The sequence below is a fragment of the Paenibacillus marinisediminis genome (assembly GCF_054343325.1).
On record NZ_JBTGUH010000007.1, the window covers coordinates 210,529 to 226,211 of the forward strand.

A 15,683-nucleotide genomic window follows, 5' to 3' on the forward strand; every position below is an offset into this window, starting at 1 on the left:
AGAAATGATTAGTGCTTCAAAATGTGATCATGAACTGACTTCAAATGCTGCGTTGTGCTGTAAGTGTGGATTAAATATCTCGGAACATATAGAAGAGACAGATTGGCGCGAAGAGATAAATGAGATCTCCCACTTTATGAGGAAGAAGAAACTGATCATTGCTGCATTAATTGTGGTTATTCCGATATTCGCAGTTACCGCAATTTCACTAATCGTATAAAGTTTACGTTCGTATTCACCGCTTATCGTGCATATAGTTTAGAACCTTTCAAGTTTTCTAAAACTATATGCGCTGTAGGCGGTGTTTTTGTTTGTTGCCCCATTTTTCCCGACCACCACACCAAACCTCTAGAATTACCTCAACTAGCTATAAAATAAACACAAATGATTAATTACCATAAATTAGGCGAATTTATGAAAATAAAGAAAATGAAATAAATGTAAATTTCGTTCTATTTTCATAGCGGCATGATTATTTTATTAATACATAAAGATAACGATGTAACCTGTTTTCCATTTATAACAAAAAAAGATCGGTTGATATGTAATAGGAAAAGGACGTGATGATGATCAAAAGCATGGAGCAAACGCCAGCCGAGCTATTCCACCGAGGAGCAAATTTCAAGGCTTATGAATGGTTAGGATGTCACGCTCATACAGTAAAGAACATAGAGGGGTATATCTTCAGGGTTTGGGCCCCGCATGCTAAAAGTGTTAGAGTCGTTGGCAGCTTTAACGATTGGAATATAGATGCCCCCATCATGAATAAGCTAACGGACGGGATATGGGAGTACTTTGCTGAGAGTGCAAAACCATATGATTCATACAAATTCTATATCGAAAGGCCCGACGGTACATTCGTCTACAAGAGCGATCCGTATGGATTTCATATGGAAACGAGACCGGGTACCGCGAGCAAAATCTATGACATCTGTGGATTCAAGTGGACAGACCAGACCTATCGTAACAGTAAGACCAATAAACAAGTAATGAACGAGCCAGTTAACATCTATGAAGTGCAGTTAGGATCCTGGAAGCAGTATGAGGATGGCGAATATTTCAATTATGCGAAGCTGACAGAAGAGTTAATACCGTACGTGAAAGAAATGGGTTATACCCATATTGAGCTAATGCCGGTCTCAGAATATCCGTATGAGCCTTCTTGGGGCTATCAAGTAACAGGCTATTACGCACCTACCTCTCGTTATGGGACGCCGCATGAAATGATGAGCTTCATTAATGAGTGTCATGTGATGGGCATTGGAGTGATATTGGATTGGAGTGTTGCGCACTTTCCTAAGGATGAGAATGGGTTGTATGAGTTTGACGGAGAATGCTGCTATGAATACAAAGATTCGTTGAAAAATGAGCACCCGGACTGGAACACGCGCATATTCGATTATGGACGGAATGAAGTGATGTCATTTCTAATTTCGAATGCGATCTTCTGGATTGAGAACTACCATATCGATGGACTGAGAGTTGATGCGGTTGCTTCCATGCTCTATCTGGACTATGGCAGAAGAGGTGGAGAATGGCGGCCTAATATACATGGGTCAAATGTGAATCTTGAAGCCGTAACGTTCTTACAGAAGCTGAATAAAGCAGCGTTTGCCTATGATCCGACCGTGATGATGATAGCGGAAGAATCCACTGCATTTCCATTCGTAACAAAGCCGGATTACATGGGCGGACTTGGCTTTAACTTCAAATGGAATATGGGCTGGATGAACGACATGATGGATTACATGTCTACCGATCCTTTATTCCGGAAAAATAAGCACAACAATATTACATTTTCATTTACATACGCGTTTTCTGAGAATTATGTTCTGCCGTTGTCTCATGATGAAGTCGTACATGGCAAGTACTCCATGATTAATAAGATGCCGGGCGACTACGACCAGAAGTTTAACAACCTGAGAGCTTTCTACGGCTATATGATCGGTCATCCAGGCAAGAAGCTTAATTTTATGGGAAATGAATTCGCTCAGTTTATCGAATGGGATTATAACAAAGGTCTGGATTGGTCATTGCTCACTTATGAGAAACACCAGCAGATGCACGATTACGTGAAAGATCTTAATTTCTATTATCTTGAGAATCCTCCATTATGGGAGAATGATGCCGATTGGGAAGGCTTTAAGTGGATCAGCCATGACGACTGGCAGAAGAGCGTCATCTTCTTTCGTCGAATGGATCGCAATGGCAACGAGATCATCGTCGCATGCAATTTCTGTCCTGTAACTTGGGAGGATTATAGAATTGGCGTTCCTTATCAGGGAACCTATATACCGGTCTTATCGAGCGATGATGCGAAATACGGGGGAACCGGAACGGTGCTGTCGCCTCTCATTAGTGAGCCGATCCATTATCACAATTATGATTTCAGCATCCGTATGACGATTCCTCCGATGTCAACTGTGTTCTATCAAGTTAAGAAGCACATGAATAAGAAAAAAAGAACTGTAAGGAGGAATTAGTATGATCGAAAGCCGCCGCAAAGAGTGTATTGCCATGTTGTTAGCAGGTGGACAGGGGAGCAGATTAAAAGTGCTGACAGAGGATATTGCTAAGCCGGCTGTGCCATTTGGCGGTAAATATAGAATTATTGATTTTCCGCTCTCAAACTGTGTGCATTCTGGTATTGATACGGTGGGTATCCTCACGCAATATCAACCTCTTGTCCTGAATAACTATATTGGCAATGGACAGCCATGGGGCTTGAATCATAATTATGGCGGCGCGCATATACTGCCTCCTTATCAGGGAAGTGAGAAGTCAGAATGGTATAAAGGAACGGCGAATGCAATCTATCAAAATATTCATTTCATAGAAATGTACAATCCTGAATATGTATTAATTCTTTCGGGTGACCACGTATACAAGATGGATTACGCGAAGATGCTCAATTACCATAAAGCAAAAGGCGCTGATTGTACCATTGCGGTACTTGATGTTCCGATCGAGGAAGCTTCACGATTCGGTATCATGAACACGTATGAAGACGGCGCCATATACGAGTTTGAAGAGAAGCCTAAAGAGCCGAAGAGCACGAAAGCGTCGATGGGTGTATACATCTTTAGCTGGAACGTATTAAAGCAGTATTTAATACAAGATGAACAGAATCCCGCCTCCTCAAATGACTTCGGTAAAGATGTGATTCCTAAGCTGCTTCAAGACAATCTGAAGCTGTACGCTTACTTATTCAACGGCTATTGGAAGGATGTCGGTACGATCGAAAGCTTATGGGAAGCCAATATGGACCTGTTGAATCCAGATATACCGATTGATCTGAAGGATCAAAAATTCAAGATATATGCGAGAAACTATGCGAAGCCTCCGTGCTTCATTTCCAACAAAGCAAAGATCAAAAATTCAATGATTGCAGAGGGCTGCAACATTAAAGGGCAAGTGGAGAATTCCGTTATATTTACGGGCTGCACGATAGATGAAGGTGCGTACATCAAGGACAGTGTTATCATGCCGAATTCCTATGTAGGGAAGGATGCCGATATTCAATATGCCATCATCGGAGAAAACGTAACGATTGGCACGAAAGCCTTGATTGGAAGAGGCGCGGTATCTACGGAGACGGGTACTTTAGGAATTAGTGTCGTAGGTCAGAACAAGGAAGTAATCGAGGGTCAAGTGATTTATCCGAATGAAATAGTTTAGAGCTGATGACTGAAGGGGGGAATTTGCAATGAAAATGTTGGGGATCGTATTTTCAAATATATATGATGAGGCATTGGGGGAGTTGACCAAGCATCGCACGAATGCGTCGCTTCCATTTGGAGGTAGATATAGACAGATTGATTTTGTGCTGTCCAATATGGTGAATTCAAATATATCATCCATAGGGGTTATTACCAAGTACAATTATCAATCCCTGATGGACCATCTACATCTAGCTAGTGAGTGGGATCTAAACCGCAAGAACGGCGGACTGTTTATTCTTCCTCCCTTTGGTGCAGGAAAGAGAAATGTGTATAAAGGCAAGCTGGAAGCCCTGCATGGGGCAGTCAGTTTTATTAATAAGATCAACTGTGATTATGTACTAATTTCCGATTCGAATGTGCTGTGTAACATTAATTATCAGCCTGTTCTGGAATCCCATCTCAAGTCGGGTGCGGACATAACGGTAATTGCAAATCATGAAGTGCCTGAATTGTCCAATCAGAAGAAGGACCTTGTACTCAAGGTGGAGCATGGAGAAGTAACCGAAGCGTTAATTAATTATACCTATACTAGTGATATGTACTGCGGTATGGGCATGTACGTGATGGAGAAGAGCTTCTTGCTTCAAATTATTGAAGACTCCGTTGCACGCGGCTACTATCATTTTGAAAAGGAATTTCTGCAGCGCAGATTTTCAGAGAACAAGCTAAAAATGAACGTATATGAATTTACGGATACCGTGTTAAGAAATGAAAGCACCTATTCCTATTATAAGAACAGCCTGAAGCTGCTGGATGAGAGTGTTCGCGAGGAGATCTTCAATTCTGAGAGACCGATCTATACGAAGGTGCGCGACGAGGTGCCTACGCATTATTTGGACAGCACAAAAGTCATTGACTGCCTAATCGCCGACGGATGCCGAATTGATGGAACTGTTGAGAACTCGGTTATCTTTCGTGACGTCACCTTTGAACAAGAGAGCGTGGTTCGCAATTCCATCGTGATGCAAGGAACACATATCGGGAAAGGCGCCCATATTGAATATGCAATCATTGATAAAAATGTCCATATATCGGATGGCGTGACGCTTATAGGCGTGGAGTCCTCTCCTGTGATTATTAAAAAAGGGGAAAGAATTTAATATGAACCTATTATTCGCCACGAGTGAGGCATTCCCTTATGTGAAAACAGGTGGTCTAGGTGAAGTCGCCAATGCGCTGCCTAACGAATTAGCTAACTGCAAAGATGTCGAAATTGGTATATTCCTTCCATACTATAAAGCGATCAAGAATAATCCGGAATTCGAGATTGAATATGTAACCAGCTTTGCTGTCAGTCTATCGTGGCGGACGATTCATTGTGGAATCTTTAAAGCACGCAGCGTGAAGCACAACCTAACCTACTATTTTATTGACAATGAGACCTATTTTTATCGTGATCAGCTATATGGTCACTTTGATGACGGTGAGAGATATGCTTACTTCTGCAAAGCCATTCTAGAATCGCTGCCATATATCGGGTTCTATCCCGATGTGATTCATTGCAACGATTGGCAAACAGGCTTGATACCTATAATGCTTAAGGCCAATTACAGCCACATCCCGCAGTATGAGCAGATTCGTACGGTCTTTACGATTCACAACATCGAATATCAAGGTCAAGTAAGCGATAGATTCTTCGCTGATGTATTAGGCTTGTCGGAGGAATGGCGCGGTGCAGCGAGCTATGACGGCTGTATTAACTTTATGAAGAGCGCGATCGTATTGTCGGATAAGATCACGACGGTATCCAAGACGTATTCCTACGAGATTCGTGATGCCTACTATGCACATGGGTTAGAGCGTATGCTGCAGGAGAATGCGTACAAAATAGACGGCATCGTCAACGGTATCGATACCGATTATTACGATCCGAACCACGATCCTCAGATTCATAAAACGTATCGTGTTGGTTGCGTGAAGCATAAGCTGGAGAACAAGACGTGGCTGCAGGAGAAGCTAGGTCTGCCGGTTGATCCAGATATTCCGCTGATAGCAATGGTAACGAGACTTGTTAAGCATAAAGGGCTCGAGCTGGTAGAAGGTGTCGCGAAAGAACTGATGGGGCTCGATATGCAATTTGTCATGCTAGGGACAGGTGACCGTAAATATGAGGGCCTGTTCAAGGAACTTGCCATGCATTATCCGAATAAGATGTCTGCAAATATTACATTTGACGCTGCTCTTGCGAATCAAATCTATGCGGGAGCAGACATGCTGCTTATGCCATCGAAGAGTGAGCCATGCGGCTTGGCTCAACTGATCGCGATGCGCTATGGAACGATTCCGATCGTCCGTGAGACGGGAGGTCTGTTCGATACCGTTCCAGCCATTAATATCGAGACACTTGAGGGTCGAGGCTTTACATTTAAATTGTTCAATGCGCACGATATGCTGAATGCCGTTGAGCGAAGCCTGGACTTCTATAAGGACAAAGCAAAACACAGAGTAATCGTTTCCTCCATTATGAAATACGACTGTAGTTGGAAAGAGCCAGTTAAACGCTACTTAGAGCTGTATCAAGAAATTACGCATTAAGGTGAATGTGTTATGCAGCTAGAGCAGGGGGCAACTACGATGGACTTAAACCATACTGAAATATTAACATTGTTGAATGACAAAAGCTTGAAGTACAACGGTTGTTATTGTTCAGAAGCGACATTGAAGCAGATCTATCGAGCCGTATGCGCGGTCGTACGAGATCTCTTGATGAAACATCGCAAGCAGTTCAGTGAACGTGTTGAACGGGAGCAGGCGAAGCAGGTTTACTATATGTCGATGGAGTTCTTGGTGGGGACTTCATTGCGCAACAACCTGTATAATCTAGGGCTGGAGCAAGCCTTTACCAGCGCGCTTTCGAAGCTGGATACCAACATTGATGATCTATACGAGTTAGAACCAGATGCCGGGTTAGGCAATGGCGGCTTAGGACGGCTCGCGTCCTGTTATTTGGATTCACTAGCTTCAACGGCTGTACCGGCCACCGGCTTCTCCATTCGATATGAGTTCGGGATCTTCAAGCAGAAGATCATTGATGGATGGCAGGTGGAATTTCCTGATGACTGGCTTAATCGCGGGGATGTGTGGCTCGTACCGAGAGAAGATGAGATCTATGAGGTTAAGTTCGGAGGCTGCGTAGAGGAATCGATGCAAGGCGGCCGATATAAAGCGACGCAATGCCATTATGATACGGTAATTGCTGTGCCGTATGATATGTTGATATCGGGTTACGATTCGGAGGCGGTAAATAAGCTGGTACTTTGGAGCGCAAAGTCTCCGAATCGCTTGGATCTAAGCGCCTTCTCGCGCGGAGAGTATGTCAAGGCGTTGGAGCAGAATATGATGGCTGAGGTCATTACGAAGGTACTGTACCCTGCGGATGACCATATTGACGGCAAGATTCTGCGTCTGAAACAGCAGTACTTGCTCGTTTCCGCTTCACTGCAAAGCATTCTGAACAAGCACATGAAGGAGTACGGCACGCTGTATAATTTGCCGGATAAGATTGCCATTCACATCAACGATACGCATCCAGCCTTGTGCGTCCCCGAGCTCATGAGACTGTTAGTGGACGAGCATGACTACGATTGGGAAGTGGCGTGGGACATCACGTCGAGATCGATAGCCTATACGAATCATACAGTTATGAGCGAGGCGCTGGAGCGCTGGCCGGAGCATATGTTTAAACAGCAGCTGCCAAGAATCTATCAGATCGTATGTGAAATTAACCGTAGACTTACGCAGCAGCTATATGAGCTATATCCTGGGGATAAGGGCAAGGTAGACTATATGGCTGTTATTGCTAATGGGCATATCCATATGGCGAATCTTTGTCTCGCGGCCAGCCATAAGGTGAACGGTGTATCCAAGCTCCATACCGAGATCCTGAAAACGAGCATCTTTAGCGATTACTTCCATACGTATCCGTCTAAATTCACCAATGTGACGAACGGTATCGCGTATCGTAGATGGCTCTGTCAATCGAATCCAAAGCTGACCGCGCTGCTGAAAGAGCTGATCGGTGACGAGTTCATGCGTGATGCTATGGCTCTTGAAGGCCTGGTGAAGCATTACGATGACAGCAGCGTCTTGGCACAGCTAAGGGAAGTGAAGCGTCATAATAAGCTTGCTTTGTGCGACTATATTTCCAAGATCAATGGTATCGTTGTGGATCCGGATTCGATATTTGACGTACAGATTAAGCGTCTCCATGAATATAAGAGGCAACTGCTGAATGTGCTGCATATCCTGTATTTGTACGACCAGATCAAGAGCAATCCGCAGATGGAGTTCATTCCTCGCACGTTCATATTTGCGGCTAAGGCTTCTTCCGGTTATTTGCGAGCGAAGCAGATTATCCAATTGATCTCTTCGGTTTCCAAGATGATTAATGCAGACCCTGTTGTGCGCGAGAAGATCAAGGTTGTATTTATCGAGGATTACAAAGTTTCGCTTGCCGAGATTATTATTCCAGCTGCTGAAATATCGGAACAGATCTCGATTGCTGGCAAGGAAGCGTCCGGCACTGGAAATATGAAGCTAATGATTAACGGGGCGGTAACAATCGGAACGTTGGATGGCGCTAATGTGGAAATCCTCGAGCAAGTGGGCCATGACAACATGTTTCTGTTCGGCATGACCGCTTCAGAAGTTGAAGCGCTATGGCGACAGGGCTATAATCCGCTCACCTATTACAACGGCAATCGAGAATTGAAGGCGATCATCGATATGCTGAAGTCTGGCACGCTGGGCACAAGATTTGACGATCTTGTCGCATCGTTGCTGACGAACAACTTGGGTACAGCAGATGTATATATGATTCTTGCTGATTTCGATTCTTACGTAAACGCTCAGCGCGCTGTTTCGAACACGTATGCAGATAAGCGCAAGTTCACGAACATGTTGCTCGTCAACATCGCGAAAGCAGGCATTTTCTCGTCGGATCGATCAGTTAAAGAGTATGCTGATAACATATGGGGCGTAAAGGAAATTAAATAATTTCTGACAAGCTATGTTATAGATTTCACATCTACAGCATAGCTTGTTATGCAGATGCGGGTGATAGTAATGGCAATCATGTATGACAGCAAACGGCTGGAGCATAAAGATCCATTCGGCTGCGTTCGCCAGGATGAACTTTGTTCGATGAATATTGGCATTCCACGTAGGTATGCAGTGAAAGAGGTATTCATCTGCGTAGAGAATCACCATGGCTATTATAAGGAATTTCCTATGGTGTGGAGCTCCTTGCAGCACGGCTTGGATCGGTATTCAGGCGGTTTTGCGTTAGAGTACTGTGATTTGTACTATTATCATTTCAGAGTGGTGACGACGAGGTCGGAATTCAAGGTTTACAAGCAAGGGTTCAATGGAACTAACATTGGCTCGGGTGAGTGCTGGCAGCTTACTTGTTATGATAAGCATTACGATACACCGCGAGCTTATAAAGGCAAAGTCATGTATCAAATATTCCCTGACCGGTTCAACAAGCTGGGCTCATGCGATCTGAGCGATAAGCTGAAGCCCTTTCATGTACATGATCAGCTGACAGACGTTCCTGTATATCAGTCGAATGATGAAGGCGAGATCGAGAACAACGACTTCTTCGGCGGGAACCTGAAGGGCATTCAAGCAAAGCTCCCGTATCTGAAAGATCTAAGTGTATCGATCATCTATTTGAATCCAATCTTTATGGCCTATTCTAACCATCGCTACGATACGGCGGACTATAAGAGAGTTGATCCGATGCTGGGAGCAGAGCGGGACTTCATCGAGTTATGCGACGCTGCCCAAGAGCTCGGGATGAAGGTCATATTGGACGGCGCGTTCTCACACACTGGAAGCAACAGTGTTTATTTCGACAAGGAGAATGTATTTGGCAATGGCGCGTATCACCATCCGAACTCTCCATATTCGTCATGGTTCAACTTTATTGAATATCCGAAACGCTATGAATCTTGGTGGGGCATTCATACCTTGCCTTGTGTCAATGAAATGGACTCCAGTTACTTGGACTTTATGCTGAACCGTGATGATAGCGTGATCCGACATTGGCTAAGGCTAGGAGCTGACGGTTACCGCTTGGATGTTGTGGATGAACTGCCTGATGAGTTTATCGTGAAGCTTAACCATATCGTCAAGGATGAGAAGTATGAATCTATCGTTATCGGTGAAGTGTGGGAAGATGCATCGAACAAAGAAAGCTACGGCATTAAGCGAAAGTACTTTACACAGTCAGAGCTTGACTCGGTCATGAACTACCCTTATAAGAATGCGATTATTGCCTTTATTCAAGGGGAGAGCAGCGCAGCGGAGCTCGCAAATACGGTCATGACGATCGCGGAAAATTATCCGAAGCCCGTTCTCGACTGCTTGATGAACAGCCTGTCTACTCATGACACGATGCGCATACTCACGGCTGTTGGTACAGAGCGGTTCGACTTGACTAAAGATGAAAAGGCGACGCATAAGCTATCCCCTAAAGCGCTAAAGTTGGCGATTCAGAAGGAGAAGGCTGCCGCATTTTTGCAATACATGCTGCCTGGAAGCCCTTGCATCTATTATGGAGATGAAGCAGGGATGGAGGGATTTGAAGATCCCTTTAACCGCCGATATTTTCAATGGGACAGCATGAATGAGAATCTGCTCTATTATTATGTTGAACTCGGAAGGATCAAAACAAGCTATGAAGCATTAGCGCTAGGTACGATAGAAATTGTGATAGCTGAAGACTATTTGTTCGGATTCAGAAGAATGTATGATAGATCTGAGCTTACAGCCCTCCTTAACGTAAATGACGATATCGTTGAATGGTTCGATATTGCGGGCGATGTCATCCTCAGCCACAATTGTGTGCAATCAGGCGAGAGAATTATGTTAGGCAAGTATGGATATGTATTATTTGAAAATGTGCCAGCCCAGCATGACAATAGATGAGAAAGAAGAACCTTCAGTACACGAATGATGCGTGTTGACGGTTCTTTTTCCTTTGTTTCACCATATGAAAAGCCCTTATTCATATAGAACAAGGCTTAGCTGATTTTGGAGGACTTGTCCAACGCTCCAAGATCTTTAGCGCGCTTCAAGATGGCGATTAAGCTATTCAAATCATCATTAGAGCTTCTGGCCTTTAAGTCTTGAATTTCCCCTTTGAGCTGCTCAATCAATTGGTCCTTCTCTTTGAGAATGCGTTCCACTTTACTCAAGTGAGATACAATGGAATCAATTGTGAGATCATGATGAAGTATCGATCTAGTTGACTTGGATGTCATCTTGTTCTTGATTCGGCTTGCTTTTGCTTGTCTGATCTCATGCTCCACTTTCTTTCTTACATCTGAATTCCAGCGGAAACCGCAAGCAGCCGCTGTGCGATGCAGCTTATCCGCCACAGCCTTAAAAGCTTTCAATTGCGTACTGCCATTTTGGATATGGTACAGAACCGTATCTTTAAGCAATTCGTCATGCTCATGGGTCCAGATATCTCTACGTTCCATATATGTAATCAACTCCTTGCTATCATTCTATACATCGGAGATTGAAGTTATACATAGGAACTGAAAATAATAGGTTCGACAGCTAGTTTACAATTGATCGATATGCGTGTCGAGAATCGCAAACGGGATTGCAGACATTTGATCGGCCTTCAGAGGAATAATTGTCAGCATGTGACCAGAATTGATATGTAGGTTTCAACATTGTAAGGCAGAAACATATGCAACCTATGATATACTAGATACCGCTGATAAGAGAGAGTAATATACTAATTTTACTAAATAGAGGGTTGAAAGGGGGTGTCACTTGATATGGACGCTTATGTGCTGCCCATTAAATATGCGCTGTTCACGTTTCCGATTCTAGCAGCTCTGTTGACCGTACCGTTTCTGATCGTGCAGTATCGTAAATATGGCTATGTGAACAAGTTTCGTTCATTCATCTTGTTTTCCTTCCTGCTGTATTGTATAACGGCTTACTATCTGGTCATCCTGCCGCTGCCTAAAGATACAAGCAACTGTATTCGCGAGGGTTCGCTGTTGACGTACGCGCAGTTGTCTCCGTTCGAATTCGTGAATGATATTGCTCGACAAACACAGTTCAGCTGGAACAATCCAGCTTCGTACTTGAGCTTGCTGAAGGAGAATTCCTTCTTACAAGTATTTTTCAATATATGCTTAACGATCCCGTTGGGCATTTATATGCGCTATTATTTTCGTCGCAACGTGTGGCAAACATTTATAATCAGCGCTTGTACGGCATTGTTCTTTGAGGTAACGCAGTTAACCGGATTATACGGGATATATGACTGCCCCTATCGTCTATTCGATGTTGACGACTTGATCATTAACACACTTGGGGGCATGCTTGGATTCTGGTTGTCGCCGATCTTTACATACTTCTTGCCTCGATCAGAAGAGCTGGATAAGAATGTGGAATTGGAACATATGACAGTTGGCTTCATTCGCCGCGGTATCTCATTGTTGATTGATATGATGTGCATGGCTATGCTGATGCCGTTAATGATCCCTATAAAGCTTGGGTTTGAGCGGGCTGGTGCTGTGTTCGGGTCAACGGATTTGAATAATGCGGTGTATTCAGTACTATGTATGTTCATAATCATTTTGATCTATATGATTATCTTACCTACCATTACGGGTGGAAGAACGATCGGTAAGATGGTGACACGGATTCATGTTATTGAAGACAAGCGTAGAGGACAACCGAGGGAAATAACATGGATCGCACTGGTTAAGCGATATGGGATGCTGCATATTGTGCTGGGCGGGGTGTTCAGTCTACTGATGATATCCGCATTGTACGGAGATCTTCCGCGGTGGGGGACATTGTTGTCCTTTGTACTTCTCATGATCTTGACTGCGGCATGCGGCATTCATCTGTTGCTTCGGATATTCAGCAGCGATAAGCTGCTGTTCTACGAGCGGATGAGCGGAACGCGAACTGTTATAACGGTAAAACGTGAGCTGGACGATTCGGAAACGAAGACCGACACATCTGAGTCTTCTGAGATGGATGAGCAATCCAAGCTTCCGGAAGCTGCTGGAAAGACAATAGCTGCGCAGGAGCAGGTTGCGGAACCTACAGCGGATGCGCCGAGAGGTACGGAATTGCTCGAGGTCGCGGCTGTTCGGAAAGTGATGGACAATTTAAAGGATACGGATCCTGAGCAGAAGCCATCAGAAGATAAACCTAGAGACGACACGATGCTGATGAGCGCAAGCAATCCGCCGCTCCCTGATGATGTGACGAGGGAGCTGGAGAGGTTGAAGCGCAAGATCGCACAGAAAGACGAATAAAGGATCAGGACTCACACATCTCGGTACAATTGACTATACTGATAGCAGTTGGTTAACTCTAGATGAAAGCTATTCATGAAAGGTGGGCTAGCTGTGGGTCCACATCGGGATCATCAAGGCCGACTGCATCGAGACAAAGGCGGTTCCGATGGCAAGGCTCATAAGAATTCTAATCAGCCGCCATGTCCGCCAAAGCATCCGTTGACTGTGCAGAAGGTAGTTGTAATAGCTGCGCTGCTCTGTGAATGGCTGCGGATCGAATCAGTGATCGTGAACCGCTCTAAGAGTGTGCAGGTGATACTGAGCGGTGATTTCAGTAGATTTAAATTCGGGCAAGATCTATTTAATGAGGATCTGTTAGCTGAAGACATTGGTTTGTTTGAGGCATTGGAAGAGTCGGGCGTACTCCCGCCAACGGAAGCAGGAGCAGAGTTAGCTGCTGAAGAAGCTGCTACTATTGGTCCACACACTGAGGCAGAGGAAGAAGGGCTTCGCAATCGGGAGTCCAAGAGAAAGCGTGGGAAGCGCGGCCACCGCAAGCTTCGCAGGAACTTCTCTAAGCCGAGACAATCGAAGAAACGCTGAGCTAACAGCTAATGGTATGCCTGGGACGTCTTTTATGGACGTCCCAGGCATTTTTTGGCTCAGTGTGTTGGATTAGAGAGAGTCGATAAGTAGCCTACGTGGTAAAATTGAGCGCCTTGCACATTTTTTCGGCTCGTTGAGGCGATATGAGAGCCGGATGCGGACACACGATCCGTTATTTTGGTCAAACATCGCCATTTCGCGATACTTGCGGACCCTGGATCCGCTATTTTGGTGATTTCACCAGAAAAACGCTAGTTTTATGCTAAATAGCGTCTCCTGAGTCCGCCAAACTCCTAATGTGCTCTTTTTTTCAAGAATAACGGCTTCTGTGTCCGCAAAAGTGTTTCAGCGGATGATGTTCCTATCGGAGGGAGACATTATTCCTAGTTGAGGCGACGGAAGAGCCGGATGCGGACACACGATCCGTTATTTTGGTTCAACATCGCCATTTCACCATGCTCGCGGACCGTGGTTCCGCTATTTGGGCGATATCACCAGAAAAACGCTAGTTTTATCCTAAATAGCGTCTCCTGAGTCCGCCAAACTTCCAAAATGCACTTTTTTTCAAGAATAACGGCTTCTGTGTCCGCAAAAGTGAATCAACGGATGATGTTCCTATTTACCGGACACAAAAGAACCTTCAATCACCAAGCAGCGGTGTTGAAGGTTCTTTTGTAGTTAAATTATGATGAAGGTGTCTGTCCGGATTCGGCATCGTGTTGAACAGGCTTCAGCTCAGGCTGATTATGGACAGCAGGGCGTCCCAGACTTGCCGGGCGAGGACCCTTCTTCTTTCGGAAGCGGGTCGCGACGTAATTGCGTTTGCGATCACGATAGAAGATCCAACCTCCCAGGAAGATTATCCCGAACAGAAATAACACTAGACCTCCAAGAAACGGCAGCCAACCAAATGATGGATCAGCTATGCTCTCATTTCCATGATCAGCTATGTATTGAAAGACAGTATCTCTAATAATAAAAAAACCATATGTAGCCAGGAGTCCCGGAATAACTAATAATAGAATTGCAATGAATTTTGCCAATTTTAACCTCATCGTAACAGCTTCATCCTTTATCGGTATAAGGTATATTCTTCCTCTTATATTAACTTGTAAATGATTACATGTCTAATATTACCTGACAGGGTATGTTGAATGATGATTAGTCGATTTCAACATTTACATATGGCAGAGGGGTTCGTCCCAGTTGAAGTACTCGTAATTCACCGTCCTTGAATCTAGCTTGATACGAGGATTTGATTTCATTGTGTACAGGCAGTAAGTAGCAGAATTGCTCATACTTTATCTCGGTGGCACTATTCTGAAATGCTCTTATGCTAAAAGTCCCAAACAGCGGAACCTCCCCGGCCATTTCTCCTTGCCAACCCATACCATCGTGCAATGTTGTAAATACGGGCTTGATACGGCCATGAAGCGAAGCATAATCAATTTCGTAGGTCAATTCTCCTTCTGCTCCAACGAATATATACGGCCTATGGTGCAAGCTCTCGGGTAGGGGGCGCGACCATTCAAATGAGCCGATTAGTCTCTTATCTGTCTCAGTTGATTTCTCATTGTCCTCGACTATTAAATACAACGATAGTTCGTACAGATCCTGTTGGATTTCTTGGAGCGTCAGCGTATTGTAATACTTCTTATTGATAGGTTCCAGCCTATTGTCGTCCCTGTTATATGCAAAATAAAAGCTTCTCTTGCTGGCTCTTTCGGACTTGATGTTTAAGGCGCGCCACTCCTGTTTCAAGGGGAAGCTTGCCTCAGGAAAGCTGTACTGTACATCGAATGGAGCCCGTACGTATTGTTCGCTTATTATATATTCGGATTGGTTTGCATACGATAAGAATTCAGTCTGCACAGGCTTATCTTGACTGCAGCCGACCAGTAGCATAGATAGTAATATGGCTACAGCTAGGTTCCTCATCCTATTTCACTCCTTCAGTTATTGAACTATCAGTTGAGTACAATAAACGGCATTATTGGAATATCCATAACCATGTTCATTCTTAATCTAATACAAGCGGCAATATATGTAAATTACTTGAATGGAAAAT

Annotated in this window: 11 protein-coding genes; 8 read left to right on the plus strand and 3 right to left on the minus strand. The window is 44.3% G+C overall.

The window, feature by feature from the left end; all coding sequences use genetic code 11:
• Positions 1-578: 578 nt before the first annotated feature.
• The 6 genes from glgB to ACXX53_RS16735 all read left to right on the plus strand — a co-directional run bounded on the left by glgB (position 579) and on the right by ACXX53_RS16735 (position 10,655).
• Entirely contained in the window at positions 579-2,483 is a 1,905-nt protein-coding gene (gene glgB, locus ACXX53_RS16710; protein ID WP_458569838.1) for a 1,4-alpha-glucan branching protein GlgB, read from the plus strand.
• 1 nt (position 2,484) lies between these two features.
• Positions 2,485-3,678: a glucose-1-phosphate adenylyltransferase gene (locus tag ACXX53_RS16715; protein ID WP_458569797.1), complete on the plus strand. Its 1,194-nt coding sequence runs from the start codon at positions 2,485-2,487 to the stop codon at positions 3,676-3,678.
• Positions 3,679-3,706: 28 nt separating this feature from the next.
• A complete protein-coding gene (glgD, locus tag ACXX53_RS16720; protein WP_458569798.1) occupies positions 3,707-4,822 on the plus strand; it encodes a glucose-1-phosphate adenylyltransferase subunit GlgD in 1,116 nt (371 codons plus the stop codon).
• Position 4,823: 1 nt separating this feature from the next.
• Positions 4,824-6,257 carry a glycogen synthase GlgA gene (gene glgA, locus ACXX53_RS16725; RefSeq protein ID WP_458569799.1) on the plus strand — a complete coding sequence of 478 codons (1,434 nt, stop codon included), beginning with the start codon at positions 4,824-4,826 and terminating at the stop codon, positions 6,255-6,257.
• A 39-nt stretch (positions 6,258-6,296) separates the two neighbouring features.
• A complete protein-coding gene (locus ACXX53_RS16730; RefSeq protein WP_458569800.1) occupies positions 6,297-8,717 on the plus strand; it encodes a glycogen/starch/alpha-glucan phosphorylase in 2,421 nt (806 codons plus the stop codon).
• 69 nt (positions 8,718-8,786) lie between these two features.
• A complete protein-coding gene (locus ACXX53_RS16735; RefSeq protein WP_458569801.1) occupies positions 8,787-10,655 on the plus strand; it encodes a glycoside hydrolase family 13 protein in 1,869 nt (622 codons plus the stop codon).
• 95 nt (positions 10,656-10,750) lie between these two features.
• Here ACXX53_RS16735 and ACXX53_RS16740 read toward each other — a convergent pair whose 3' ends face one another.
• The gene (locus tag ACXX53_RS16740) at positions 10,751-11,212 is read right to left on the minus strand and encodes a hypothetical protein (RefSeq protein ID WP_458569802.1); all 462 of its coding nucleotides are present in this window, start codon (positions 11,210-11,212) and stop codon (positions 10,751-10,753) included.
• A 309-nt stretch (positions 11,213-11,521) separates the two neighbouring features.
• On the opposite strand from ACXX53_RS16740, the gene ACXX53_RS16745 reads away from it, so the two are divergent.
• Both ACXX53_RS16745 and ACXX53_RS16750 read left to right on the plus strand, forming a co-directional pair.
• Positions 11,522-13,027: a VanZ family protein gene (locus ACXX53_RS16745; RefSeq protein ID WP_458569803.1), complete on the plus strand. Its 1,506-nt coding sequence runs from the start codon at positions 11,522-11,524 to the stop codon at positions 13,025-13,027.
• Between the two features lie 93 nt (positions 13,028-13,120).
• A complete protein-coding gene (locus ACXX53_RS16750; protein ID WP_458569804.1) occupies positions 13,121-13,612 on the plus strand; it encodes a hypothetical protein in 492 nt (163 codons plus the stop codon).
• Positions 13,613-14,298: 686 nt separating this feature from the next.
• Here the strand turns inward: ACXX53_RS16750 and ACXX53_RS16755 are convergent.
• Positions 14,299-14,658: a DUF2627 domain-containing protein gene (locus ACXX53_RS16755; protein WP_458569805.1), complete on the minus strand. Its 360-nt coding sequence runs from the start codon at positions 14,656-14,658 to the stop codon at positions 14,299-14,301.
• Positions 14,659-14,776: 118 nt separating this feature from the next.
• Positions 14,777-15,553 (minus strand): hypothetical protein, encoded by a 777-nt coding sequence (locus ACXX53_RS16760; RefSeq protein ID WP_458569806.1) that lies wholly within the window; start codon positions 15,551-15,553, stop codon positions 14,777-14,779.
• Between the last annotated feature and the right edge of the window lie 130 nt (positions 15,554-15,683).